General features: G+C 62.2%; 19 protein-coding genes. 11 read left to right on the top strand and 8 right to left on the bottom strand.

The window, feature by feature from the left end; translation table 11 throughout:
* The first annotated feature begins 6 nt into the window (after nucleotides 1-6).
* The 4 genes from NEZ08_RS21100 to NEZ08_RS21085 all read left to right on the top strand — a co-directional run bounded on the left by NEZ08_RS21100 (nucleotide 7) and on the right by NEZ08_RS21085 (nucleotide 6,395).
* Nucleotides 7-711, top strand: a complete 705-nt coding sequence (locus NEZ08_RS21100) for a HAMP domain-containing sensor histidine kinase (protein WP_298111301.1) — start codon at nucleotides 7-9, stop codon at nucleotides 709-711.
* 457 nt (nucleotides 712-1,168) lie between these two features.
* Nucleotides 1,169-2,284 carry a TolC family protein gene (locus tag NEZ08_RS21095; protein WP_298111296.1) on the top strand — a complete coding sequence of 372 codons (1,116 nt, stop codon included), beginning with the start codon at nucleotides 1,169-1,171 and terminating at the stop codon, nucleotides 2,282-2,284.
* Nucleotides 2,281-3,345: an efflux RND transporter periplasmic adaptor subunit gene (locus NEZ08_RS21090; RefSeq protein ID WP_298111294.1), complete on the top strand. Its 1,065-nt coding sequence runs from the start codon at nucleotides 2,281-2,283 to the stop codon at nucleotides 3,343-3,345. The genes NEZ08_RS21095 and NEZ08_RS21090 overlap by 4 nt, the downstream gene beginning before the upstream one ends.
* Complete coding sequence (locus tag NEZ08_RS21085; RefSeq protein ID WP_298111292.1) at nucleotides 3,342-6,395, top strand: efflux RND transporter permease subunit; 3,054 nt, start codon at nucleotides 3,342-3,344, stop codon at nucleotides 6,393-6,395. The genes NEZ08_RS21090 and NEZ08_RS21085 overlap by 4 nt, the downstream gene beginning before the upstream one ends.
* A gap of 27 nt (nucleotides 6,396-6,422) precedes the next feature.
* On the opposite strand, the gene NEZ08_RS21080 is transcribed toward NEZ08_RS21085, so the two are convergent.
* Together NEZ08_RS21080 and NEZ08_RS21075 are read right to left on the bottom strand one after the other, a co-directional pair.
* A complete protein-coding gene (locus NEZ08_RS21080; protein WP_298111290.1) occupies nucleotides 6,423-7,172 on the bottom strand; it encodes a substrate-binding domain-containing protein in 750 nt (249 codons plus the stop codon).
* Between the two features lie 808 nt (nucleotides 7,173-7,980).
* Nucleotides 7,981-9,183, bottom strand: coding sequence for an amidohydrolase family protein (locus NEZ08_RS21075; protein ID WP_298111287.1), 1,203 nt, complete (start codon nucleotides 9,181-9,183; stop codon nucleotides 7,981-7,983).
* A gap of 93 nt (nucleotides 9,184-9,276) precedes the next feature.
* On the opposite strand from NEZ08_RS21075, the gene NEZ08_RS21070 reads away from it, so the two are divergent.
* From NEZ08_RS21070 to NEZ08_RS21045, 6 genes are all read left to right on the top strand, one after another.
* The gene (locus tag NEZ08_RS21070) at nucleotides 9,277-9,837 is read left to right on the top strand and encodes a gluconate 2-dehydrogenase subunit 3 family protein (RefSeq protein WP_298111284.1); all 561 of its coding nucleotides are present in this window, start codon (nucleotides 9,277-9,279) and stop codon (nucleotides 9,835-9,837) included.
* 1 nt (nucleotide 9,838) lies between these two features.
* Nucleotides 9,839-11,407, top strand: coding sequence for a GMC family oxidoreductase (locus NEZ08_RS21065; protein ID WP_298111280.1), 1,569 nt, complete (start codon nucleotides 9,839-9,841; stop codon nucleotides 11,405-11,407).
* 373 nt (nucleotides 11,408-11,780) lie between these two features.
* Nucleotides 11,781-12,965, top strand: a complete 1,185-nt coding sequence (locus tag NEZ08_RS21060; RefSeq protein WP_298111277.1) for an ABC transporter substrate-binding protein — start codon at nucleotides 11,781-11,783, stop codon at nucleotides 12,963-12,965.
* 3 nt (nucleotides 12,966-12,968) lie between these two features.
* Nucleotides 12,969-13,838 (top strand): branched-chain amino acid ABC transporter permease, encoded by an 870-nt coding sequence (locus NEZ08_RS21055; protein ID WP_298111274.1) that lies wholly within the window; start codon nucleotides 12,969-12,971, stop codon nucleotides 13,836-13,838.
* Entirely contained in the window at nucleotides 13,835-16,258 is a 2,424-nt protein-coding gene (locus NEZ08_RS21050) for a branched-chain amino acid ABC transporter ATP-binding protein/permease (protein WP_298111271.1), read from the top strand. The genes NEZ08_RS21055 and NEZ08_RS21050 overlap by 4 nt, the downstream gene beginning before the upstream one ends.
* Before the next feature lie 8 nt (nucleotides 16,259-16,266).
* The gene (locus tag NEZ08_RS21045; protein WP_298111268.1) at nucleotides 16,267-17,499 is read left to right on the top strand and encodes an amidohydrolase family protein; all 1,233 of its coding nucleotides are present in this window, start codon (nucleotides 16,267-16,269) and stop codon (nucleotides 17,497-17,499) included.
* Between the two features lie 10 nt (nucleotides 17,500-17,509).
* Here the strand turns inward: NEZ08_RS21045 and NEZ08_RS21040 are convergent, their stop codons facing one another.
* Nucleotides 17,510-18,526, bottom strand: coding sequence for a formamidase (locus NEZ08_RS21040; protein WP_298111265.1), 1,017 nt, complete (start codon nucleotides 18,524-18,526; stop codon nucleotides 17,510-17,512).
* Nucleotides 18,527-18,842: 316 nt separating this feature from the next.
* Between NEZ08_RS21040 and NEZ08_RS21035 the strand changes: the two genes are divergently transcribed.
* Nucleotides 18,843-19,673, top strand: a complete 831-nt coding sequence (locus tag NEZ08_RS21035) for an aspartate dehydrogenase (RefSeq protein ID WP_298111262.1) — start codon at nucleotides 18,843-18,845, stop codon at nucleotides 19,671-19,673.
* 15 nt (nucleotides 19,674-19,688) lie between these two features.
* Here the strand turns inward: NEZ08_RS21035 and upp are convergent, their stop codons facing one another.
* The 5 genes from upp to NEZ08_RS21010 all read right to left on the bottom strand — a co-directional run.
* Nucleotides 19,689-20,318, bottom strand: a complete 630-nt coding sequence (gene upp / locus NEZ08_RS21030) for a uracil phosphoribosyltransferase (protein WP_298111260.1) — start codon at nucleotides 20,316-20,318, stop codon at nucleotides 19,689-19,691.
* A 12-nt stretch (nucleotides 20,319-20,330) separates the two neighbouring features.
* Nucleotides 20,331-21,569 (bottom strand): URC4/urg3 family protein, encoded by a 1,239-nt coding sequence (locus NEZ08_RS21025; RefSeq protein WP_298111259.1) that lies wholly within the window; start codon nucleotides 21,567-21,569, stop codon nucleotides 20,331-20,333.
* 13 nt (nucleotides 21,570-21,582) lie between these two features.
* Nucleotides 21,583-22,839, bottom strand: coding sequence for a GTP cyclohydrolase II (locus tag NEZ08_RS21020; RefSeq protein WP_298111256.1), 1,257 nt, complete (start codon nucleotides 22,837-22,839; stop codon nucleotides 21,583-21,585).
* Nucleotides 22,840-23,084: 245 nt separating this feature from the next.
* Nucleotides 23,085-24,584 carry an efflux transporter outer membrane subunit gene (locus tag NEZ08_RS21015; RefSeq protein WP_367278445.1) on the bottom strand — a complete coding sequence of 500 codons (1,500 nt, stop codon included), beginning with the start codon at nucleotides 24,582-24,584 and terminating at the stop codon, nucleotides 23,085-23,087.
* 179 nt (nucleotides 24,585-24,763) lie between these two features.
* Nucleotides 24,764-24,965: efflux RND transporter permease subunit (locus tag NEZ08_RS21010; protein WP_298111254.1), on the bottom strand; the 202-nt coding region annotated here is incomplete at its 5' end.

Genomic DNA, 24,965 nt, shown 5'->3' with positions numbered 1-24,965 from the left:
CATGAGTTGCGGACGCCCATTACGGCGCTGAGCCTTCAGGCCGAGAACCTCGATGCCGTCGAACTGCCCGAAGGCGCGCGAGGCCGCGTGGCGGCGCTCAGGCAAGGCATGCAGCGCACCAGGCATTTGCTCGACCAGCTCATGGCGCTCGCACGTTATGAGGCAAAGCCCATCGCCAGCGAAATGCCGCAAGTGTCGCTCGACCAGACCGCAAAGGAGATCGCAGCCGATCTGCTGCCGCTGGCCGCCGGCCGCGGCATCGACCTCGGCTTTGAAGTCGTTGAACCGGTCGTGGTCCGTTGCGAACCGGCTATTCTCGCCATCCTAATTCGCAATCTGCTCGACAATGCGCTTCGCCACACGCCACGTGGTGGCAGGATAGACATTGGCGTCTATCGCGAGGACGATTGGGCGGTTCTGCAGATTGAGGACTCGGGGCCAGGTATCCCGGCGGCCGATCTGGAGAGGATTTTCGAGCCGTTCTATCGTGGCTCCCGCCCGCAGGGCGAAGGAGCCGGACTCGGCCTTTCTATCGTTAGGCGCATCGCTGACAGCCTGGGTGGCGAAGTTAGCCTCCAGAACATGACGGGACATGATCGATCGGGTATCCGTGCCATCATTCGGCTGCCGCTTTCTACAGCGCTCAATCAACCAAGCATTGGCAAACAGCCGGTACCGTCGTTCGACCCCCGTTTTGGGTCAACCTCGTAAATTGTCAGCGATCACATCAGCAAGATGCTTCTTCACAAAGCTTGGCCTCGGAGTTCTCCGAATGATCAAAACCCGATTATCGCGACACGGCCTTCCCTTGAATAAGTGGAAAATCAATTCTTGGGCGCTTGCGACAGCGCGTGCCCGTCAAACCTGGCTTATACTCTCGTCTGGAAATCTTGTTCCCGACGCAAATTCCTGAACTCTCGTTCCTCCCGTACTCATGATCCTTTCGGCCAGGCATATCGCTCGATGTTTTCTGTTCTGCGGCGCAGCCGCATTGGCGGGTTGCGCCTCCTATGAGCATTTGGCACTCGACAAGGAGCCGAGGCTTGTCGCAAACGCCTCTGAACTTGAGGGGGGCGGTGGGAAGCCCATACGGCTTGCGACGCTCGATCGATTGGTGGTCCTCAATAATCCCGACCTTTGGGCTGCGCGCGCGAAGCTCGGGCTTGGCGTGGCGCAGGTGATACAGGCTGGCATCCTTCCAAACCCCCAGGCTGATGTGACCTACCCGTTCGTCATTGCCGGGCCGGGCGTCATGCAGAATGTGAGGGCGATTTTGCTGCTGGACACAAAGCGGGACGCCGCACAAAACGCCGCCTCGCAGATCTACGCGACCCTCCTCTGGCAAGAATGGCAGACGATCGGCAAGGCTCGGCTTCTTTTCGTCGACATCATCTCCGGTGAGCGAACGAGAATGCTGATCAGCCAAAGCCACAAATTCCTGCAGGAGCGGTTCGATCTCACGAACAGGGCGATGAATCAGGGCAATGCAACCCTTTCTGCACTTTCGCCCGATCTCATCGCACTCAGCGACCTTGAGAACGCGTCCAACAACCTCGAGCGGTTACAACTGAGCCGGAGGCAGCAACTCAATGCGCTCCTTGGCCTTGCCCCCGGCGCCAAACTCGCGCTGGCGGCGTCGCCGGATTTGCCGCGCATCGATTCGTCGGCCATTCGCAGGCAATTGGCAACATTGGCCGACCGACGGCCCGACCTCGTTGCCCTGCAATATGGCTATCGGTCCGAGGACGCGAAGGTGCGGGAGGCCATTCTGTCGCAGTTCCCGAACCTGTCGGTCGGCGTTGCCAGCGTCGGGACGAGCAACAGCATTAACTCTCTTACGTTTGGTCCTCATGTTACCATGGACCTTCCAATTTTTGACCGCAACCAAGGAGGCGTCGCGCTCGAACGGGCAACGCGAGAGCAGCTTTATCGCGAGTTCAACGCACGGATTTCGGCGGCGACCGGCGAGATAGGAGCGCTTCTTTCGGAGCAGTCTCTCCTGTCGCGACAGCTTGCCGACCTGGAGCCGCGCCTAAAAGAGGCGCGCTTGATTGCGGAGAAGACGGCGGCTGCTTTCGCGCAGGGCACACTTGACGAGCGATCCTATGTCGATATCGAGGTTGCGCGGCTCACCCGCGAACGGGAGAAGATCGGCCTGCAACAAGCGATTCTCGAAGGGCAGGTCGGCCTCGCAACCCTCGTTGGCGCGGGCATGCCGCAGATCGAAATCGAGCCAGATCTGCCGCCGGCCGGTCGGCTCGGTGGACCGAGGACGCCGTTATGACGAGGCGTAGGTATTCCGCGGTATTGTTGCTCTGCGCCGGCGTCTTGTTTGTTGTCGCGCCGGTTCCGACGGGCTACGCCGAAACCGATCAAGAGCCCAGCGTCTCGGTCGATTTGGTCAAGTTAAAAAAAGGCAGCCTGCCGCGCATCATCAGCGCTTACGGAGTGGTCGGGGCCAACCCGGCGGCGCACCAAACCGTCATGGCACCCCTCTCGGCCGTGGTCGACACGGTGTATGTCAAACGTGATGAAAAAGTAGCGGCGGACACGCCGCTTGTTAGCTTGGGGCCGAGCCCGGCGACGGCAGCAGCCTACAGTCAGGCACAAACGGCGCTGCGCACGGCCAACGAGCTTGTGCAGCGGACCCGCACGCTGCTGGACCAGCATCTCGCTACGCGCCAAGAACTCGGTGCAGCGGAGAAATCCGCCGCCGACGCTCAGGCCTCGCTCGCCGCGATGCAGGCGGAGGGAGCCGGGAGCCCGCAAATCCTACGATCGCCATTTGCTGCGGTCGTGACCGCAATCTCAACAAGCCCGGGAGCCATCGTCGCGCAAGGCGCAGCGCTGATCGATCTCGTTCGCTTGAATGAACTAGTTTTGCACGCCGGGGTCGTTCCAGACCAAGCCAACGAAATAAAGGTTGGAGCGGCGGCGAAAGTTACGCCGCTCGGCGCAAAGCGCGGCACCGCCGGCAAGGTGGTGCTGCGCGGATCTGCGGTCAATCCGCAGACCGGCCTGGTCGCGGTGGATGTGGCTCTTCCACCGGAGGGCTTCTTTGCGGGTGAAACGGCCGCCGCTCACATTATCGTCGGCGAGGCGGCCGGCTACGTCGTTCCGCACGCGACCGTTCTTGTCGACGATAAAGGCGCGTCCTATGTGGTCCAGGCGGTCGATGACCGTGCACGCCGGGTCAACGTGGACGTTCTTGTCGGGGACGGAACGAGCGATGTGATCGAGGGACCGCTCGATCCTGCCGCGCCGCTCGTGCTAACCGGCAACTATCAGCTTCGAGATGGCACGAAGCTTCGACCGGCAAACTCGAATGCGGCGGACGGCAAATGAACTTCGTCGGCTGGATCGAGACCCATCGTCGCTCGCTCGTCTTTGTCGCCTTTGCCCTCGCTGCTGCCGGAGCCTACGCGGCGATCACGCTGCCGGTCGGTTTGTTTCCGACGGTGAGCTTCCCGCGCATTCGGGTCACGATCGACAGCGGCAGCATGCCGGCCAAGCAGATGCTGATCGAGGTCACCGAACCGGTCGAAGAAGTAGCGCGAGCGGTGCCGGGCGCCACCGGCATTACCTCGATCTCGTCCCGCGGCTCTGCGGAAATCTTTATCGATTTCCCGTGGGGCTCGGACATGCGTCAGGCGCTGCTGAGTGTCGATGCGGCCGTTGCTCAGGCGCTGCCGAAGCTGCCTCCGGGTACGAGCTATGTCACGCTGCAGATGAGTCCGAACGCGATCATGCCGTTTGTCTCTTATGCGCTCATCTCAAACGAAGTGCCGTCGGCGGAGCTGCGCCGTCTTGCAAGATATCAGATCACACCCTTGCTGACGGGTATCGCAGGCGTCAGACGCGTCGGCATTCTGGGAGGACAAACCCCGGAGGTGCAGGTTGCGGTCGATCCGTACCGGCTTGAGGCGCTTCATCTGACGCTCGCCGACCTGACCAACGCAATCTCCGCAGGAAATACCCTGAAGGCTGTTGGGCGCCTTGAAGACAATGATCTCCTCTACCTGGCCGTTACCAACAATGCATTCGATTCTGTCGCCGCAGTCGCCGACCTCAAGCTGCGCAACGCCAATGGCGGCATTGTTCGCCTCGGCGCTATCGCCAAGGTCTCCATGGGATCAGTGCCGCAATGGCTGATGGTCAACGAGAATGGCCAGCCCGCGGTCACCGTCGACGTCTACCAGCAGGACAGTGCCGATTCGCTGACGCTTGAAAAAGAGGTGCAGCAGCGGCTCGGCGGATTCATGAAGACGCAACCGCAATCTGTCCATTTCTATAAATGGTACGACCAGACGGAACTCGTCCGCTCCTCCATCGGCGCGGTCGCGGAAGCGATTGGAATCGGACTGGTGTTCGCGGCGGCGGTCGTGTTCGGTTTTCTACGCAACTGGAGGGTCACGCTGGTGGCCATGATGGTGGTGCCGTTGTCGCTGCTTATCACGGTCCTGTTGCTCGCCGTCGCCGGAATGAGCTTCAACATCATGACGCTCGGCGGCACGGCTGCGGCGATCGGTCTCCTGATCGATGATGTCATCGTGATGATCGAACAGATCGCACGGCGAGCGGGTGCGCCTGGCCTCGAACAACCCCAGACGACGGTTCTGCTCGCTGCGCGGGAGTTCTTCTCTCCGTTACTGGGGTCGAGCTTGGCCACCATCATCATTTTTGTGCCCCTGGCGTTTCTTTCGGGACTGACCGGCGCGTTTTTCAAGTTCCTTGCACTTACGATGTCACTGGCTCTGGTGATCTCCTATCTGCTGACCACATTCACCGTACCACTCCTGGCGCGCAGCATCATCGATTTTGGCGCATGGAGGGATCCGCAGCATGGCCGTGAGACACGGCTGCGGCGAATGCATTCGAGACTGTTGAGCGAACTTTTCTCGCGCCCATGGCTGATTGCGCCGGTTGTGGTCCTCCTGGTCGGAGCAGGATATCTTGCCTACGGCAGGGTTGGGACTGGGTTTCTGCCGAAAATGGACGAAGGCGGATTTGTCCTCGACTACCAGACGCAACCGGGTACGTCGCTGACGGAAACCAACCGCGAGCTGGAGCAAGTCGAGACAATTCTCAAGAGCGACCCGTCCGTCTACACGTTTTCCCGTCGCACCGGGGCAGGCCTTGGGGGCGATCTCAAGGAGAGTTATCAGGGGGACTTTTTCGTCCGTCTGACCGATCCCTCCAGGCGGCCGTCGAGTTGGACGGTGATGGACGGCATCACCAGCAAGATCACCGAACTCGTGCCAGGAATCAGGTTCGATACTCATCAACTGCTTAACGACATGATTGGCGACATGGTCGGCCGTCCGCAGCCTATCGTCGTCGAGCTAAGCGCCAACGACCCGACTGTGCTGCCGGCAATCGCGGAGAAGGTCGCGCAGGCGATTGCCAAAGTGCCGGGTATCGAACCGGCTTCGATCAACAACGGGGTCGTGCCCGCCGGCGACGCGCTCGATATTCACGTTGATCCAGCGGCTGCGGCGATGGCAGGGGTAACTCCCGCTGACGTCGAGACGCAGCTCTATCACTATCTGTTCGGCTCCGTCGTCACATCTTATCTCGGCGCAGAGCAACCCGTGGGGGTCAGGCTGAAGCTCGATCCACCGCAAGAGCGCCTGTCCAAAGACCAACTCGCCAAGCTGACCATTCGTGCACCGAACGGGCAAATCTTCCCGCTCGCCACCGTCGCCAGCGTAACATTTATCGCCGGCCAGCCGGAGATCACGCGCAGCAACCTTGCCCAGGTGGTGGCAGTGACCGCGCAAATCGGCGGCGGATACGACCTGGGTTCGACCGCTGCGGCGGTCAAAGCCATTCTCGAAAAGCCGGGTTTTCTTCCCGCCGGAGTCTACTATCAAGCTGGTGGCGCCTACAAGCAACAGCAATTGGCGGTACACGGCATGATGAGAGTCTTTGCCGCCGCATTGATCGGAGAGGTCATCCTGCTTCTTTTCCTGTACGAGCAGTTCTTAATTCCAATCATCATTGTTATCAGCTCGCTGATCTCGACCAGCGCGGTGTTCGTCGGTTTATGGCTGACCGGCGTCGAACTGAATATCACCGCGATGATGGGCATGGTCATGATCATCGGTATCGCCACCGAGATGGCGATTTTTCTGGTTTCGGAATATCAGGCGCTTGCTAGAGAGATGCCGCCGTATGACGCCTTGCGCGAAGCGGCGCTCAATCGAATGCGGCCCATTGTCATGAGCACTCTTGCGATGATCCTGGCGCTGCTGCCGCTTGGCGCGGCGATTAGTGGGTCTGGAGATCAAATGCTTCAGCCGCTCGCCACAGCGATCATTGCCGGGGTAATTGTTCAACTACCACTCGTTTTACTCGCGCTGCCGGTGGCAATTGGTCTGACGATTCGTCGGTAATTGTTGTTACCTCCGACGCAGCCGCGATCAGCCCGGCTCCAGGCCTTTTGCCTTTAACACGGTCAGCGCGTCTGGACCTTCGAGAAATTTAATGAAGGCCTTGGACAGGTCGGCTTCCCTGGTGGCGGCCGACACGGCGGCCGAGAAATAAGTGTAGGATTGAATGTCCAGCGGCAGCGGCCCGGCGAGTTCGACGCCCGGATAGGGCAGGATCTCGCTGATCTGCGTCATGCCGATCTCGACTTCGCCCGATGTCACGGCCTCGCCGGCGCCGCCCTGCAACAGCTTGAGCTTGGATTTCAGCTCCTCGTCAATTCCAAGTCTTTCAAACAGGATCATGAGATAAGCCCCCGTCGCTCCGGCCGCCGTGAAGCCGATCGATTTTGCATTGAGCAGCGCCTGCTTGAACGCCTCCTTCGTGCTGATGTCAGGCTTTGGGGCGCCCTTTCGAATCGCAACGCCGATCCCGGAATGGGCGATGGCGGTGTGAATCGTCTCGACCTTACCACTCCCGGCAAGGTCGTCGATGATCGGCGTCGTCAGCACCGCGACGTCAAACGTTGCGCCTTGCTCGATCTTGTCTTTCAAAGCCGCAGCCGGTGCGAACGTCATATCGACTTTATTGCCGGTCGCCTTGGTAAATCGCGGCGCGAGTTCTTGCAGCGTCGTCTTCACCGCCGTCGAAGCCAGCACCTTGATCTCCGCGGCCTGCACCTGACACGCCAGGAGCGGCAACGCCAGTCCGGCGAACGCAACCAGCACGTTGTGAAATTTCATCATCGCCTCCGCGGCCGCCGACTACCATCTTTGGGCAAAGTGAGATTAGCGGAAAGATTCCGCTGCGACCATGTCGCCCAGGGCGATCCGGCGGTGCGCAGGGCGCCGACCAGAAATTTGCGTTGCTCCATCCGCTCGGTTCCATGATCCGGATTTGATGCCGTTATGCTCGGCATGGCGGACGGCGCGGTACGACTGATTTGCGTCGCCCGTCCAGCCCGGTCGCAAAAGATATTTCGCTTTGCGGTTCGCTAGAAGCAGTTCTATGGAATGGATGTCCCGCCTCGCAAAAGGGGCGTTTCGCGATCGTCACGAACGTTGGGTGCGGGATACGATGGACGCGGGGCCTGCGCATCAGACGAACGCAGGGCAAGCGGACGGCGAAGTCGTGTGGTCCTGACACCCCGACGCTGGTGTCAAGTCGGCGACGATGCGGAGCGCATCGCGTCGGCGATGGTGGCAAGAAAGCCCGGTTCACCAGGGAGAGCGCGAAGGAAGCCGTGAAAACCATTCGTGTGCGGGAATGTCGGGCGATCCGGCGGACCTGTGGTGACTAACTCGTGTGCTTTTTGCTTTGCGCACGAGGCTGCGGGTGCGCCCAAGCGCCCGACATTCCCCACGCCCTTTGGGCGGATTTCTTCATAGCCCGGACGCTGTTTGCGTCGCGGGAACGCGGCCTCACGGTTCGAAACAGCGCTGATGCGCCTCCCCATCATGAGGATTGGATCGGCAACCCTGTGGAAGCAAGGGGAGGACTTCATCCTGAGTAGCGGCCCTCAGGCCGCGTCTCGAAGGACGGCCGCAGGGGCTACTTATGTCCGCTGACAATCTCCGGCACTTTCGTCGCGGGCGGCGTGTTGCGGCTGCGCTGGGTGCGGACGATGCCGTCGATGATGGTCATGCCAATGCCGGGCAGATCGCCGAGCCGCACGCTGTCGAGCAGGGTCTTGCCCGGAGAATGCTGCGCCTTGTCCATGATGACGAAATCCGCCGCGCGGCCGACCTCGATCAACCCGCAATCGAGCGCGCGCATCCGCGCCGTGTTGCCGGTGGCGAAGCAGAAGGCGATTTCGGCTGGCACCTCGCCGAGCGAGGACAGCAGCGAGACCATGCGCAAAATGCCGAGAGGCTGCACGCCGGAGCCGGCGGGTGCGTCGGTGCCGAGGATGACGCGGCCGAGCTCGTTCATCTCGTGCGCGGTGCGCAGCGTGAACAGCGCCGAGCGCTCGTTGCCATTGTGCACAAGCTCAAGCCCGCGCTTGCAGCCTTCGCAGATGCAGCGGATCTGGTCGTCGGGAAGCGCAGTGTGCCCGCCATTGATGTGGCCAACGACGTCGGTGTCGGCTTCGAGCACGACGTCCTTGTCGATCAGGCCCGAACCCGGAATCGACGGGCCGCCGGTATGGATCGTGCTCTGGATGCCGTACTTGCGTGCCCAGCCCACCATCTTGCGCGCGGTCGGTCCGTCCTTGACGCCGCCGAGCCCGACCTCGCCGAGCAGCTTGACGCCGGCTGCCGCCAATTCCTTGAAGTCGTCCTCGACCATCTCGCATTCGATCACCGGTGCGCCGGCATGAACTTTCACGCCACCCGGGCGCAGCGTCCAGAACGCGCGCTGCGCGAAGATCGCCATCGCTTTAAGACCGACCACATCGCGCGGTCGGCCCGGCATGTGCACTTCGCCCGCCGAGATCATGGTGGTGACGCCGCCGTGCAAATAGGAATCGATCCAATTGATCTGGCTCTGCCGCGGCGTCCAGTCGCCGGCGACGGGATGTACGTGGCTGTCGATCAGGCCGGGCGCGACCGTCGTGCCGTTGGCGTCGATGGTCGTGGTGGCACCCGCGGTGTCGAGATCCTTGAAGCGGCCGATCCCGGTGATCTTGCCGTTCTCGGCCACGATGGTGTCGGCATCGAGAATGGGCTTTTCCAGCGCACCCGAAAGCATCAGGCCCACGTTACGGATGACAAGTTTGCTCGGGCCGGCTGCCTGCGGTGCATCATGGGCCATTGTTTTGTCCTTGACTCGTTATCGGAGCCGGCAACTATACCGCTGCTCCATTGCCAAAAAACAATACAAACATAGCTCCGGGAGGAGAAGACCATGGGGGACATTGGTCGGCGTGGTTTTGTGAAGGGCGCGACGTTCGGTGCATTGGCCTTTTCGGTCGGTGGCGTCGAGGTCCTGATGACGCCCCACGAGGCGAGGGCGCGCAACGTCCCGTTCCGCCTGCTCGACGGCCATCAGGGCGAAACTCTCGAGGCGCTCGGCGAGACCCTGGTGCCGAACGCCCGCGAGGCGGGGATTGCCCACTATATCGATCAGCAGCTGTCCGTGCCGGCCCAGGAATCGCTGCTTCAGGCCCGCATCTTCAATTTCCGCCCGCCGTTTGCCGAGTTCTACCGCAAGACGATCATGACCGTCGACGATGGCAGCCGAAAGCTGTTCGGCAAGGAATTCGCGCAGCTTGAGGCAAAAGACCAGCGCGAATTCGTTGATCGCATGCGACAGAACAAGGTCGAAGACTGGAAGGGAAGGCCGGCGGCGCTGGCCTATGCCGTGCTGCGCGCCGACGCCGTCGATGTCGTCTACGGCACCATGGAAGGCTATGAGGCGCTCGGCATTCCCTACATGGCGCACATCGCTCCGGAAAAGAGGTGGTGAGATGGCAACGGAGAAGGTCGATGTCGTCATCGTGGGCGCCGGTGCGTCGGGTTCGGTCTACGCTTCCGTGCTGGCCAGGGCCGGCAAGAAGGTCGTGCTGCTGGAGACGGGGCCTGATTGGGAGCTGACCGATCTCATCAGCTCGGAGATCTGGGGCCGCCGCATCAAGCCGGCGGGGCCGCCGATCCTGCTCGACGGCAAGAATCCGGTGGGCTACGTGGCGCAAGCCGGCTGGGGTTCGGGCGGCGCGTCGCTGCATTATTTCGCGAATTTTCCGCGGCTGTTGCCGACGGATTTCAGGATGAAGAGCGAGCACGGCCGTGGCAACGATTGGCCGATCGCCTACGAAGATGTCGCGCCATTCTACGACAAGGTAGCGCACGAGGTCGGTGTATCGGGCGATGCCAAGGCCGAGGAGCGCTGGCGTCCGGCTGGCGAGGCCTATCCGATGCCGCCGACGAAAACCTTCCGCAATGGCGATATCTGGCTCAAAGCGATGGAGATGTCAGGTCTTCCTTTGGTGCCCGCGCCGGTCGGCGTGAACTCGGTAGAGTTCAAGGGGCGTCCCGCCTGTCTTTATGACGGATGGTGTCATGTCGGCTGTCCGATCGGGGCGCTCGCCAATCCTCAGGCAACCTTTCTCGGTCAGGCGCGCAGGGCCGGTGCCGAACTGCGGGCGTTCTGCACGGTAACGCGCGTTCTCACCGACCAGTCGGGTGCGCGGGTGACCGGAGTCGAATACTACGATGACAAGCATCAGAAGCGGACGCAGGAAGCGAGTGTCGTCATCCTCGCGTCGTGGGCGGCGCAAAATCCGCGGGTGTTGTTGAACTCGGCAAGCGACAAGCACCCGAAGGGGCTGTCCAACGCCAGCGGGCTCGTCGGCCATTTCATGATGTCGCACACGGTGGCATCGACCTGGGCGCTGTTCGATGAGGACGTACAGAACCACATGGGCACGGTTGCCGTGCAATACATGTCGTATCAGCACTATCCGAAGACAAGTCAGAAAGACGCCTTTGGCAGCACGTTCTGGACGGCGGGTTTTGCCTTGAAGACTGCCGATCTCGCCAATTCACGCCATGACCTGTTCGGTGCCGAGCTCGACGATTACATGAAGCGCGCGGCGCACCATCTGACGGGCATCAAGGCGTTCGGCGAAGAGGTGCCGACAATGGAAAATCGCGTCGAACTCGTCAGCGACAAGGACGCATTCGGCATGCCGCTTGGAAAGCTCACGCATACCTACCCGAAGGACGCCGTCGCACTCTGGAACGCCAATATGGAAGACGGCCTGAAGGTCGCCAAGGCGGCAGGTGCAAAGGAGGCATGGGTGTCGCGCGGCGTGGTCCCGACCGCTCACCTGATGGGTGGGACTATCATGGGTACGGACCCATCCAATTCGGTCGTCAACAGCTATGGCCAAAGCCACGAAATCCCGAATCTCTGGATTGCGGGGCCGGGGATCTTTCCGACCGAGGGCGCATCAAATCCGACCTATACGGTTTTTGCCCTTTCGCAGCGCGGCGCCGAACAGATGGTGATGCAGTGGGGGGCGCTGGCGAATTAGTGGGCGCAGTTCCCGGCCCATGGCTTGATCGGTTAGTCTGCTCTGGCATGCTCGTGTCTTCAGCAGAAGGGAGCGCGTTCATGATGAACCGCGCCGGGTTCTGGTGGGCGCCGCTGGCAATATCGACCATGTAGCCGCCCTGGGACGAGCGGCCCGGAAACTGCGAAGTACACTTCGCATCCACATGGGCAGAGCTCGGCAACCTCCGGGGCGTACGGCGGCGCGATTGCCGTCCCGGCAGGTCGTTGTTTTCGAGGCTCTGGCATACCGTTTGCTTGATTTCGGATGCAAGAAACCCTCGGCTTGCGGCATGAGCGCGGCCCATGACTGCAGCCGAGACGAAGGTCGAAACGAATATCAAGGGGAGTTGCTTATGCCGACCAAACTGACTCGCCGCCAAGCCCTTGTTTTGCCTGCCGGCATTGCCGCGGGAAGCCTGATCGGCCGCTCGGTGCTCGCCGCCGAGCCGATCAAGGTTGGCCTGGTGGCGGCGCTGTCCGGGCCTTCGGCGAAATCCGGCGAGGGGATCACCCGCGGACTGACCATTGCGATCGATGAGATCAATGCCAAAGGCGGCCTGCTCGGTGGCCGGAAGCTGGAACTGGTCCGCCGCGACGACGAGTCGAATCCCGCCAAGGGGCAAACGGCGGCCCGCGAACTGATCGACAGGGAGGGAGCCGCCATCCTCTTCGGCGGCATCGACAGTCCGGTGTCGCTCGCGATCGTGCCGCTGGTGAATTCGGCAAAAGTGCCGTTCATGGGCGTGTGGGCGGCTGCGACCAACATCACGCGCAACGGCGCCGATCCGAATTTCGTTTTCCGGGTGTCGGCCGTGGACGTCCTGGTCGACCGCGCCCTGATGAAATACGCCGTGACAAAGTTCGGCGCCAAGAAGCCGGGCCTGATGCTGGTGAATAACGGCTGGGGCGAGTCCAATTTCAAAGGCCTCACGTCGGCCGCAGAGGCCGCCGGCATCAAGCTCGCAGGCGCGGAAAAATTCGACGACAAGGATCCCGATATGACGCCACAATTGCAGCGGCTGCGGGAGGCCGGTGCCGACACCATCATTCTGGTCGGAAATGCCGCGCCCGGCGCGCAGGTGATCAAGTCGTTACAGAGGTCGGCGTGGGCGGTGCCGGTGGTCTCTCATTGGGGCATTTCGGGCGGGCGCTTCCCTGAGCTTGCCGGCTCCTGGGCCGGGAAAGTACATTTCATCCAGACCTACAGCTTCTTCGGCCCGCAGAACGAGGTCGGCAAGCGGGTGCTCGCGGCGCTGATGGCAAAATATCCGGACGTCAAGGGCCCGGGTGACGTCACGCCGCCGGTCGGCGTGGCCAATGCCTACGACGCCATGCAACTGACGGCGCTTGCGATTGCAAAAGCTGGGTCGACCGATGGATCCAAGATGCGCGAGGGCTTCTTGGCCGTCGACAACTATCGGGGCCTGATCAAGAACTACGTGAAGCCCTTCACGGACGAAAACCATGACGCCCTGAACGAGAACGACTACGTCATGGTGCGTTACAACGGGGATAAAATCGAGCCCGTGACCGGCTGAACCATGCTCGCGACTGCACTCGTCTCGGGGTTGAGCCTCGGGAGCATCTACGGACTGATCGCGCTGGGCTTTACGCTGACATTTGCCGTCTCGGGCACGGTGAATTTCGCGCAGGGTTCATCGGTGATGCTCGGAGCCGTGATTTGCTACGCACTGGCGATGGGTCTGCATTGGCCGATGCTGATTGCAGTCCCGCTTGCGCTGGTGGCGTGTGCGATCTGGGGCCTCATCGTCGAACGCATCGCGGTCCGGCCTTTTGTCGCACGCGGCAGTAATGCATGGCTGATGGCGACTGTCGCGCTCGGCATCGTGCTCGACAACGTTGTGATGGTCGTGTTCGGCAAGGAGCCCCGCGCGCTGCCGTCGTCGCTGGCCGATGATCCCTGGGTCATTGGCACGGTCGGCATTTTTCCGCTGCAGGTGCTCGTTCCCGTTGTCGGGCTCGGGCTGGCGCTTGCCGTTCATCTTGGCATGCATCGGACAGGTCTCGGGCTGAAATTGCGTGCTGCGGTCGAAAATCCGGATGCGGCGCGGCTGATGAGCATTGACGTGACCATGCTCGTCGCGCTCACCTATGCCGCAGCGGCGCTGCTCGCCGGCATCGGCGGCATCCTGATCGCGCCACTTTATAACGTGGCCTACGATATGGGGACGTTGTTCGGCATCAAGGCCTTTGCCGTTGCGATTCTCGGTGGCCTGACCAATCCCTGGGGTGTCGTGATCGCCGGTCTCGGCTATGGGCTGGTTGAAGCCTGCGCCACGACCTGGCTTGGTTCGAGCAGCACCCAAATCGTGACCTTCTCGGCAGTCATCGCTGCCCTGGTGCTGGCGCCGTCTGGCCTGTTCGGCGGACGAACCAAGGTGCGCGTATGAGGACGACCGCAGCTGTCATGGTGGCGGTGCTCGCCTGCATTGCTGCCGCTGCGACCTGTCTGCTGGCGCCCGGTTACTATGCGTATCTTTTGGGTATGCTCGCGACCACGGCGCTTGCGGGGATCGGGTTGAACGTGCTGCTTGGCCTTGCCGGCGAAGTATCGCTGGGGCAGGGCGGCTTCGTCGCGCTCGGCGCTTATGGGGTTGGCATTCTCACCACCAAAGCCGGGTTGAATTTCTGGGCAGCGTTACCGTTTGCGGTGCTTATGGTGGCCGTCATTTCGGCGGCGCTTTCGATTCCGGCGCTCCGCGTCACCGGGCCGTATCTTGCCATGGTGACGATCGCCTTCGGTTTCATCGTCGAATCCGTTTCGATCGAATGGCGCGATTTGACCGGCGGTTCCAGCGGGCTTGCCGGAATTTCGGCGCCGTTCGGCACTGGCGGCACCGCTCTGCTGGCGTGCGCTTTCTGTCTGGCAGGGCTGGTCTTGTTCTATCGACTGGCGCGCAGTCCCGTCGGCCTGGCCATGCAGGCTTTCGCCTCGGCTCCCGCCGCGGCGTGTGGCGTCGGCATCAGTCCGGTGCCGGTGCGGACGGCGGCCTTCGTGCTGGCAGCCGCCACCGCCGGGCTCGCCGGAGGTTTGCAGGCCGCGCTGACCGGCTTCATTGCGCCAAGCTCTTTCCCGTTCTCGCAATCGATACTGCTTTTGCTCGTGGTGGTCATCGGTGGCGCCGGCTGGAGCCTCGGGCCACTGATTGGCTCGGTCATCGTTGTTCTGTTGCCGGAAGCATTGGCAAGCCTCGCCGAATATCGACTCCTGATATTCGGCGCGGCGCTTCTGGTCGTGCTGTGGGCTGCGCCGGGTGGAATCGCAGGTGCGCTTGCACAGCTGTTACGGTCGCAAAAACCTGTTGCCGATGCGAGGCCTGATCTCGATCGGGCGCTGGCGCACATCACCGGCGCGCGCGGCAGCCTTGTAGCGGAGGGCGTGCGAATTGCCTTCGGCGGCGTCGTCGCGGTCGCAGGCGTTGATATGCTTGCCTCGCCGGGGCGTATCACCAGCGTGATTGGCCCGAACGGTGCGGGCAAGACGACGCTGCTCAATCTGATGAGCGGGTTTCAGCGCCCTGATGCCGGAACCGTGCGCGTCGGCAAACAGGAAGTCACGCGCTTCTCCGCTCACGAGATGGCGGCCGCCGGCCTTGCCCGGACCTTCCAGACGGCGCAGCCTTTCGCCAATCTATCCGTGCTCGACAACGTCCGTCTGGGTCTACTGCGCGGCGCCTGGCGCGGGCGCGCGGATTCGGATCTGGCGCGCGCGCTGCTGGCGCTGGTCGGCTACGCTGGATCGGACGCGACATTCGCAGCCACGCTGCCGCATGTCGATCGCCGGCTGGTGGAGATTGCGAGGGCGCTGGCGACCTCGCCAGCGGTGTTGTTGCTGGACGAGCCGGCGGCAGGCCTCAACGAGGCCGATACCGCCAAGCTGGGCGCTCTGTTGCAGCGGCTTGCCCGCGTCGGTCTTGCCGTCGTGCTCGTCGAGCACGACATGTCGCTGGTGATGTCGATTTCCGACGAGATCGTGGTGCTCGATGCCGGGCGCCGCATCGCCGTCGGCGCGCCCGCGGTCGTGCGCAATGATCCGGCTGTCAAAGCCGCCTATCTCGGTGCCGCGATGGCCGCCGGACCGGCTGTCGCGCGCAACGCCGCGGAACCCTTGCTCGACGTCAATGGATTGGGTGCAGGCTATGGCGCCTTGGCCGTGCTCGATAGTGTCAGTCTCAAGGTCGGCCGCGGCGAGGTAATCGCGCTGTTTGGTCCGAACGGCGCTGGTAAATCGACGCTGATGAAGGCGTTGAGCGGCCTGATCCGCCCGGTAAGCGGAAGCATCAAGCTCGATGGCAAGGACCTCGCCTCGCTGTCCGCGCCGCACGTGGCGCGTTCCGGTCTGATCCTCGTGCCGGAGGGACGCCAGGTGTTTCCGAAGTTGACGGTGGCAGAGAACCTGTGTCTGGGCGCGACGCGCCGCAGCGATTTTTCGATGAGCGAGATCGAAGGCATGCTCCAGCGTTTTCCGCGGCTGCGTCCGCGCCTGCATACGGCGGCCGGTCTGCTTTCGGGGGGCGAGCAGCAGATGCTCGCGGTCGCCCGTGGGCTCCTGGCGAAGCCTGAGATATTGATGCTCGACGAACCGTCGCTCGGTTTGGCGCCAGCGATCGTGTCAGAACTGTTCGAGCAGTTCGCGCGACTGCGCGACGAGGGCATGACCTTGCTGATCGTCGACCAGATGGCCGAGTATGCGCTCGCCATTGCGGACCGAGGCTATGTGCTTGGCGGCGGCCGTGTGGTCGCGCAGGGAACTCCGTCAGACCTGCGTGGCGCCATGCTCGACGACGCCTATCTTGGGTCTGCTTCTTGAGGTGATGAATGGATCTGATTGTCCGGGATGCGCGCATTTTGCGCGATGGCGAGCTCACCAGCGTCGATATTGCCGTGCAAGGCAGGACGATCGCGGCGATCGCGCCGGCGCTCGCGGCCGACGGGCCCGAACTGAACGCCGAAGGTTGTCTCGTCGTTCCCGGCCTGATCGAAACGCATATTCACCTCGACAAGACCTGCATCCTTGATCGCTGCCGCATCGAGGAGGGCACTGTTGCCGAAGCCGTCCGCGAGACCGCCGCGGCGAAGCGCGGCTTTACCGCCGAAGATACCTATGCTCGCGGCAAGAAAACGCTGGAGCGCTGCATCTCGCATGGAACGATGCGGATGCGCACCCATGTCGAGCTCGATCCCGGCATCGGACTTATCGGCCTTGAGGCCATCGAGCAGCTTGCGCGGGATTATGAGTGGGCCATCGATCTCGAGCTATGCGTGTTTCCGCAGGAGGGAATGACCAACTATCCCGGCACGGAAGAGCTGCTGATCGAGGGTTTGCGCCGCGGTGCGCGCACGATCGGCGCGGTACCGTATTTCGACAGCGATCCGCGCAAGCAGATCGATCGCATCTTCGAGATCGCACGCGAATTCGACGCCGAGATCGACATGCATCTCGATCTCGCCGAAACGACGCAGAACATGCAGGTCGAATATGTCTGCCGGAAGACGGAGGAATTCGGCCGCGGCGGGCGCGTGGCGGTCGGTCACGTCACGCAGATGTCGCTGCTGCCCGCGCAGCGCTTCAAAGAAATCGCGACGCGCCTGGCCAGCGCCGGCGTCGCCGTAACCATCCTGCCTTCGACCGATCTGCATCTGATGGGGCGTAGCCACGACCACGCGGTGCCGCGCGGCGTTGTGCCGGCCGAACCCCTGAGGCGGGCAGGCGTCACTTGCTCGATCTCCACCAATAATGTGCTCAATCCGTTCACTCCCTATGGCGACGGGTCGCTGATCCGCATGGCAAACCTCTATGCCAATGTCTGCCACGTCTCGCGCCCGTCAGATCTTGCCGGCTGCCTCGACATGGTGACGGCCTCTGCGGCACGCCTGATGCGGCTTGATGATTACGGCATCAGGGTCGGCGCGCCGGCCGATCTCGTCTGCATCGATGCGAACAATCCGACCGACGCGGTTGCGACGCTGGCGCAGCCGCTCTGGGGCTTCAAGCGTGGCCGCAAGTCGTTCACGCGGCCGCGCGTCGAGCTTCATCATCACTTTCACTGAAAGGTAACGGTTATTCCGCTGCTTTGCTCGCTTTGGCGCCGAACATCCGCGTGGGCGCCGGAAAACCGCAGGAGGTGCCGTCGGTGATCTTGACCTGATCCTCCCATGGCAGCCGGTAGGTACCGGCGACCATGTCCTGCATGAAAGTGTAGGGGCAATCCATCGCGCCGCCTTTCACCGCGACGTACCCGCGGTGCCAGAGCTGGTAGATGTTGTTTTCGACGCCCCAGTTGATGCGGGCTTCGCGCACGAGATCGGGCCGCACTTCTGCGGTGATGATCTCGTCGGCGCGACCCGTCGTGCCGTGAGCGAGAATGCTGCCGTCGAAATTGACGATCATGCCTTCGCCCATCGAATCGAACGAGCCGTCGGACCCGCACATGCAGACATTGGCAGTCACCATCAGGTTCTGGAAGGCGTTGGCCTGGTTGGTGAAGCGCCAGCTGTCGCGGATCGGGGCGGTGTAGCCTGCGGTGCGGATCATGATCTCGGCGCCCTTGTAGGCGCATTCGCGCGCCATTTCGGGGAACATGCCGTCATGACAGATGATCAGCGCGATCTTCGCGCCCTTCGGCCCCTCGATCACGGGAATGCCGATATTACCGGGCTCCCACGGCTCGACAGGAATCCACGGGTGAATTTTGCGATAGTAGAGTTTGACCTCGCCCTGATCATTGATGATCACGCCGGAATTATGGGGATTGCCGTCGTGGTTATGTTCCATGATCGAGAAGCAACCCCAGATCCTGTTGTCGATGCAGGCCTTCTTGAAGGCTGCGACCTCAGGACCGTCGAGACGGCACATGATCGCGGGGTTGGTGTCCATCGACAGGCCATGCAGCGAATATTCGGGAAACACCACAAGGTCCATGCTGGAGAGATTGCGGCGCGCCTTGCCGACCATGGTGACGATCCGCTCGGTCTGCTTGGCGAGGTCGGCCTTGGTCACGACGACCGGCAGTTGAAGCTGTACCAGCCCGATCACGACGCCATTGGGGGATTTGTTCAGTCCGCCAAGCCCATTCATGGGGTCTCCTCAAGCCGCTTTGTCCGTTTGTCAAAGCAAAGCCGATTTTTGCCGACGGCAAAAGGCTATATTTCAGGCGGTCAAGCGGTCGACTTGTGGGCACTGAAAGGAGCTCTGGCAATTCATTGATTCCGGTGCGGCTTTGAATTTAAGCTTCCTGTTACGAACGTGGCGCAACACTGATAGGAACGTTAAATTCGCCGCACCAGCCAACCGACTATGGCTTTTGCCGGGAATGGGTCGCACTGATGGCGACGGTTTTTCGAAGTGACGCCCGCCGTTGAAGCGGGCGCTTAGACAAGAGAGACGCCAGCCAATGGCAAATTTGTCGAACAAATCTGACGGCAAGCTCCGGGTCGCGATAGCCGGATTGGGAGCGATCGGGAAAAAAGTCGCCGAAGCGCTCGACCAAGGAATCGAGGGCCTCACCTTGACAGCGGTGTCGGCACAGAATCCGGAAAAGCACCACAACTGGCTCGGCGGTCTGAAGACGAAGCCGGCGGTATTGCCGATCGAGAAACTATCAGAGGTCGCGGACAACGTCATCGAATGCGCGCCCGCAAAGCTCTTACGATCCATCGTAGGCCCCTTCGTAGAAAGCGGAAAAACCGCGATCGTGCTCAGTGCCGGCGCGCTGCTTGACAATGAAGACCTGATCGATGTCGCCAGGAAAAACGGCGGACAGATCGTGGTGCCGAGTGGGGCGCTTCTTGGTCTCGATGCAGTGACGGCGGCCGCCGTCGGCGACATTCATTCGGTGCGGATGGTGACACGGAAGCCGGTTCGAGGTCTGGCCGGCGCACCTTTTCTGATCGAGAACAATATCGATATTGAATCGATCAAGGAGCCGTTGAAAGTCTTCGATGGCACAGCGCGGGAGGCTGCGAAAGGCTTTCCTGCCAATCTGAACGTCGCCGTGGCGCTGTCGCTTGCCGGCATAGGCCCCGACCGGACGCGGCTCGAGATCTGGGCGGATCCGGCACTGACACGCAACACGCACCGGGTCGAGGTCGAATCCGATGCAGCGCGTTTTTCAATGTCGATCGAGGGCATTCCCAGTGAAAATCCGAAGACGGGACGTATCACTGCGCAATCCGTCATCGCGCTGCTTCGCAAGCAGCGCGCAGCGCTGCGCGTGGGCACCTGAAGAACGTCAGCTTCGCTATTTGGTGCCGTAGGCGCGGTCGCCGGCGTCACCAAGGCCGGGCAGGATAAAGCCGTGGTCATCCAGCCCGTCGTCGATGGCGGCGAGCCAGATCGGTACGTCGGGATGAATGCCGCGCATCCGCTCGATGCCTTCCGGGGCTGCAATCAGGCAGACGAGACGAATATCGTTGGCGCCGCGTTCCTTCAGGCGGTCGACCGCCGCAACCGCGGTGTTGGCGGTCGCGAGTACGGGCGAGATCACGATCACCTGGCGCTCGTGCAGGTCGGCCGGCGCCTTGAAGTAATATTCGACGGCGACAAAGGTCTCCGGTTCGCGATAAAGCCCAATATGGGCAACCCGCGCGCTTGGCACCAGATCGAGCATGCCTTCGGCAAATGTCATTCCGGCGCGGAGCACAGGCGCGAAGACCAGCTTCTTGCCGGTGATCTGCGGCGACTTCATGTGAGCGAGCGGGGTTTCGATATCGACGTGGGCGAGAGGCAGATCGCGGGTGACCTCGTAGCAGAGAAGCATTCCGATTTCCTTGAGGAGTTCGCGGAATGATTTGGTCGAGGCCTCCTTTTCGCGCAGCAGCGTCAGCTTGTGCTGCACCAGCGGATGGCCGACGATGGTGACGCCTTCCATGTTGTTTCCCCTCTAAAATACAGTCCCGTCGCTGATGACCTTGACCGGCGGCGATGCGTCGCTTCGGCGTTCGCGCGCCAGTTTTCGTCCCGCAGCCCAGGATCCGCCTTGCAAAATCTTGGCGAGCGGCAGCGATACCGCATCGAGCCCGAGCCGCTCGCGCATGCCGAAGGCCAGGCGATCGAGCAGTGCCACCGTCAATGCGCGCCACTCGACGACCAGGGGCGAAGCGACCTCATGCTCGCGTAACGCATCTTGGGGATCACGAAATGTCAGCACCCCGGAATCGATAAAAAGCCCGCCATTGCGGTATTCGGCAAGCCCGGTCAGGCCGTCGATATCCGTCACATAGATACCGGCCGTCTGCAACGGCTCGATCAGCGAGTAGGCCAGCCACTGCGAAAGCTTGTGCAGCGGTACCAAGCCGGTCGTCGTATCTCCCGTGGTCAGCGCCGGATGTCGCCAGCAATCGCCGAGCGCGATTCCGCCAAGCGTCAGACGCGATGGCCAGACCGGTCCGAGTTGCAGCAATAATTCGGAAAGGATCAAGGGGGCGGGAAGGCGGCCGCTTTCGGCAAGTCCCGCCAGGTGATCGAACAGTCCGCCGGGCCTCGGCGTGTCGTGACGGCCGAAAACGTCTGGGCGGGAGGTGACGAGATTGCCCAAGCTCCGCAAGAGTTCGACCCGGCCTTCGAGTCCGACAAGCGGATTATCGTCGGACACCTGCAAGCCGTCTGCCACGTCGGCCACCGCAAGCCTGACGAGGGCGGCGCCGTCGGCGCGTAGCGGATCGCGCGGATCGGCCGAGAAGGTACCGCGTTCGAACATGGCTAGACTTGCCAGAGCGAGTCCCTCTGACCGGCCGATATCGAGGCCGCTCCTGGAGTCGCGATAGCGCCAGGCGGGGCCCGCACCGGCGTCAAGGAAGACGCTGATTATCGCCAGATCGAACTCGGCGCGCGCCCGTGCCGCGGGATCGGACCACCGGTTCGCAGCGGGAGCCCAGCGGTCCTCGCCGTTCACGACAAAATGCCGCCATCGCGAATGGAACGGCACGTCCAAGCCCGGATAAGCCTCGCGCGTGACTTGCAGTACCAGATCAACAACGCCATCCATCCTGTCTGAACGGATGCGGAAGTTTGGAAGCTTGTCGTGCAGTGCGAGTCCCAGCATTCGATGGGCGCGCTCACGCACAGCCTTGGCGCTCAGCAGCGTGAGCGCTGCCGATGCCTCGGATTGTCCGGCCGCCATGGCCATCCCCGCGTCAGTATTTTTCAAGCGGGCGGCCGATCGAGTTGAGGAGTTCGTCAGCCGGCGCAGGTTCTGCGCTGAAATAGCCGGCGGCTTTTTTCGCCGCGATCTCCACATGCGCGTCGGGCGGGACCAGTTCGTCCGGTATCGGAATCCGCTCGACGATCTCGATGCCCTGGCCGGTCAGCGCGTCGTATTTCATGTCGCTCATGGAAACGAAGCGATCGATGCGCTTGAGGCCCAGCCAATGGATCACGTCCGGCATCAGTTGCTGGAAGCGCGCGTCCTGCACGCCCGCGACACATTCGGTGCGCTCGAAATATTGCGCGGCCGCATCGCCGCCTTCCTGGCGCTTGCGCGCATTATAGACGAGGAACTTCGTGACCTCGCCGAGCGCGCGGCCCTCCTTGCGATTGTAGACGATGATGCCGAGCCCGCCCTCCTGGCCGGCGCGCGCGCACTCCTCGATCCCATGCAGCAGGTAGGGACGGCAGGTGCAGATGTCCGAGCCGAACACGTCGGAGCCGTTGCATTCGTCATGAACGCGGCAGGTGATGCGGGTAGCGTGGTCCGGCAGTTTGGCAACATCGCCGAACAGGTAAGCCGTCGTCCCGCCGATCGGCGGCAGGAAAACCTGCAAGTCCGGTCTTGTGACAAGCTCGGGAAACATGCCCGCGGTCTGCTCGAACAATTGCCGGCGCAGATTGTTTTCGGTGGTTGCAAAGCGTTGCGCCAGACCCGGCAGGTACCACACGGGATCGATCGCGATCTTCACCACGGAGACGCTGCCGTTCTTGTGGACGACATCGCCGTCGTGCTTCAGCCTTCCGGCGTCGATCGCGGCCCTCAATTCAGGAAGATCAAGCCGGGCGCGGGTGATCGCGATGCTCGGGCGGATATCCACGCCCTCGGCGATTTCCGTGGCAAAGTTTTCCGCCACCAGATGACCCCAGGGATCGAGCGAAACGATGCGCTCCGCCTCGCTCCACTGCGGAAATGGACCGATCGCGGCCGCCGGGTGCGTGTTGGTCAGATCGGGCCGCCGGATCGGATCGAGGGCACCCGAGGAAACCGCAAGCGCGCGGTAGACCGAATAGGAGCCGCCATGGGAGCCGATGACGTTGCGGTCCTGCGGCCGGGAAACCGTGCCGATGATCGGTCCGCGTTCGCGTGCGCTGGCCGCGCCCCAACGGATCGGGAAATTGAGCTTGCCGCCCGGTGCCGGATGCGAGGTGATCCGGATATGGTCAACCCGATTGGAACGAGTCATCGCGTCTATCCTTCGGACATAATTCGCCTGAACTTGCAGCTCCAAAACCGGAGCCCAAATGGCGACGGCCCGCCTGAACAGACGGGCCTCGTCACCAACCACACCAAGCTTTACAATACGGCCGTAACCGAAACATGAAATATAACGCACCGGCGCGTGATTACAACGGCGGTTAAGTCTCTTTAATACTTAAGATTTTTGAATTTTGCGGCGGCTGCCGGCGATGCTGCGGCTGCGTCTTTGATTCACCGGGCGTTGGGCGTCGCGCCATCCAGCGGCTGTAGCGAAGACAGCTGCCCGGTCGGCGTCCAGCCGCCGCCGAGCGCCTGGAACAGGCTGCTGGCCGCCAAGAGCTTGTTCAGCCGGGCCTGCGCCAGCGCGTTTTCATTGGTGAGCAGCGTTTGCTGGGTTTGCAGGACGGTGATGAGGTTGACCGTGCCCGCGCGCAGCTGGGTTTCGGAGACCTCAAAGGCCTTGCGGGCAGAGGCGACCGCCTCCACCTCGAGGCGCTCCTGCAAGGTCGATTGCTGAAGCGCGACCAGCGCCTTCTCAACATCGGAAAACGCCGACAGCACCGCCTTGCGATAGGCCTGCAAGTTTTGCAGTTGCACGCCCTTGGCCTGTTTCAGTTCGCTCTCCAGCAGGAAGCCGTCGAACAGCGGCTGCGTCAAACCGGCCGACAGCGTGTAAAACCAGGCGCCGGGTCCAAACAGCGAGGCCAGTGCCGCACTCTGCACGCCGGTTTGCGCGGTCAATTGGATCTGCGGGAAGAACGCGGCGCGCGCCGACTCGACGCTGAAGTTCGAGGACGCCAGTTGCGCTTCGGCCTGACGGATGTCGGGACGCTGGTTGAGCAGTTCCGACGGCATCCCCGGCGTCACCCGCGGGATGGCGATCTGCGTCATTGTCCCGCCCTTCACGGTGAAATTCGCCGGCGCGCGACCGACCAGCAAGGCGAGGGCGGCGATATTCTGCCGCAGCGTGATCTCGAGCGGCGGGATGGCCGCGCGTTCGGTGGCAACCTGGGTTTCCTGTTGCGATACGTCGAGCTGCGATGCCGTACCACCGACAAACTGCTGCCTGATCAGCGTGAGGATGCGCTCGGCGGCGGCGAGATTGCGCCGCGCAACACGCAGTTCGTCCTGCGCGGCGAGAACCTGGAAATAGGCATTGGCGACAGCCACGATCGTCGACAAGGTGACAACCTCGCGGTTGTAACGCTGTGCTGTCGCGGTCTCTTCGGCGGCATGGAGGGTGGCGCGGTTCTTGCCCCAGAAGTCGAGCATGTAACTCGCGGAGAGACCCAAATTATATTGCGGGAAGGTTGCCGATTGCGAGAAGCCGGTCGCACCCTGGCTGGCGCCGGTCGCACTGCGAATCTGCTCGGCGTTGCCCGTTCCGGTTACCGACGGCAACAGCGCTGCACCGTTGATCCCGACCTGCGCATCGGCCTGAATGATCTGCGCGACGGCAACCGCGATATCGAGATTGTAGATTTGCGCGGTGTCCATCAGCGAAGTCAGCTCGCTGGACTTGAAGCCGCGCCACCAGTCGACCGCCGGAAGATGGGTGTCGGGCGCCGTGTGGCCGCCTTCACGATAGGCTGCCGGCACCTCGAGGTTGAGATCGGGCCGCTCGCTGCCAAGGATACAGCCGGACAGAGCCGGACCCGCCATCAAGGCTGAAATGACAAGTGTCAGCTTGTTGGGGCTTAGTATCGTCCATTTGAAGGTCCTGCGCCGCAAGCGGCGAATTCCATTCAGGAACTTCAAATGGAGACGCGTCACCAGCATCGTCGGTTTGCTGGTAGCCGTGACTTTCCCAATTTCGCGAAAGCTGCGCGCTGAGGTGGTGCACGAACTTCGGAAAGTAGGCACTGGCGAGGGCCGTCGTGATGTTTTGCCGATCATCGGAGTGCCAACACCTACTCGCCGGGTTGCAGCCTGGTCTCGGGCGCAAGCGGACTGTCTCCACCCCTGAGACGTTGGCTCCATAGCCGGAATCGGTCCATATAAAGGTAGATCACCGGCGTTGAATAGAGCGTCAGGGCCTGACTGAGGATCAGTCCCCCGACAATTGCGATGCCGAGCGGCCGCCGAAGCTCGCCGCCTTCGCCGAAACCAATG

The sequence above is a fragment of the Bradyrhizobium sp. genome (assembly GCF_027451485.1).
GTDB lineage: Bacteria > Pseudomonadota > Alphaproteobacteria > Rhizobiales > Xanthobacteraceae > Bradyrhizobium.
This window is presented reverse-complemented; position numbering and strand designations above follow the sequence as displayed.

What these genes read in the sequence shown, in the direction of transcription:
- NEZ08_RS21090 (WP_298111294.1), top strand. Translation starts at nt 2,281, where the DNA reads ATGACGAGGCGTAGGTATTCCGCGGTATTGTTGCTCTGCGCCGGCGTC.
- NEZ08_RS21060 (WP_298111277.1), top strand. Translation starts at nt 11,781, where the DNA reads ATGCCGACCAAACTGACTCGCCGCCAAGCCCTTGTTTTGCCTGCCGGC.
- NEZ08_RS21065 (WP_298111280.1), top strand. Translation starts at nt 9,839, where the DNA reads ATGGCAACGGAGAAGGTCGATGTCGTCATCGTGGGCGCCGGTGCGTCG.
- NEZ08_RS21035 (WP_298111262.1), top strand. Translation starts at nt 18,843, where the DNA reads ATGGCAAATTTGTCGAACAAATCTGACGGCAAGCTCCGGGTCGCGATA.
- NEZ08_RS21020 (WP_298111256.1), bottom strand. Translation starts at nt 22,839, where the DNA reads ATGACTCGTTCCAATCGGGTTGACCATATCCGGATCACCTCGCATCCG.
- NEZ08_RS21040 (WP_298111265.1), bottom strand. Translation starts at nt 18,526, where the DNA reads ATGAATGGGCTTGGCGGACTGAACAAATCCCCCAATGGCGTCGTGATC.
- NEZ08_RS21085 (WP_298111292.1), top strand. Translation starts at nt 3,342, where the DNA reads ATGAACTTCGTCGGCTGGATCGAGACCCATCGTCGCTCGCTCGTCTTT.
- upp (WP_298111260.1), bottom strand. Translation starts at nt 20,318, where the DNA reads ATGGAAGGCGTCACCATCGTCGGCCATCCGCTGGTGCAGCACAAGCTG.
- NEZ08_RS21055 (WP_298111274.1), top strand. Translation starts at nt 12,969, where the DNA reads ATGCTCGCGACTGCACTCGTCTCGGGGTTGAGCCTCGGGAGCATCTAC.
- NEZ08_RS21070 (WP_298111284.1), top strand. Translation starts at nt 9,277, where the DNA reads ATGGGGGACATTGGTCGGCGTGGTTTTGTGAAGGGCGCGACGTTCGGT.
- NEZ08_RS21025 (WP_298111259.1), bottom strand. Translation starts at nt 21,569, where the DNA reads ATGGCGGCCGGACAATCCGAGGCATCGGCAGCGCTCACGCTGCTGAGC.
- NEZ08_RS21050 (WP_298111271.1), top strand. Translation starts at nt 13,835, where the DNA reads ATGAGGACGACCGCAGCTGTCATGGTGGCGGTGCTCGCCTGCATTGCT.
- NEZ08_RS21045 (WP_298111268.1), top strand. Translation starts at nt 16,267, where the DNA reads ATGGATCTGATTGTCCGGGATGCGCGCATTTTGCGCGATGGCGAGCTC.
- NEZ08_RS21075 (WP_298111287.1), bottom strand. Translation starts at nt 9,183, where the DNA reads ATGGCCCATGATGCACCGCAGGCAGCCGGCCCGAGCAAACTTGTCATC.
- NEZ08_RS21080 (WP_298111290.1), bottom strand. Translation starts at nt 7,172, where the DNA reads ATGAAATTTCACAACGTGCTGGTTGCGTTCGCCGGACTGGCGTTGCCG.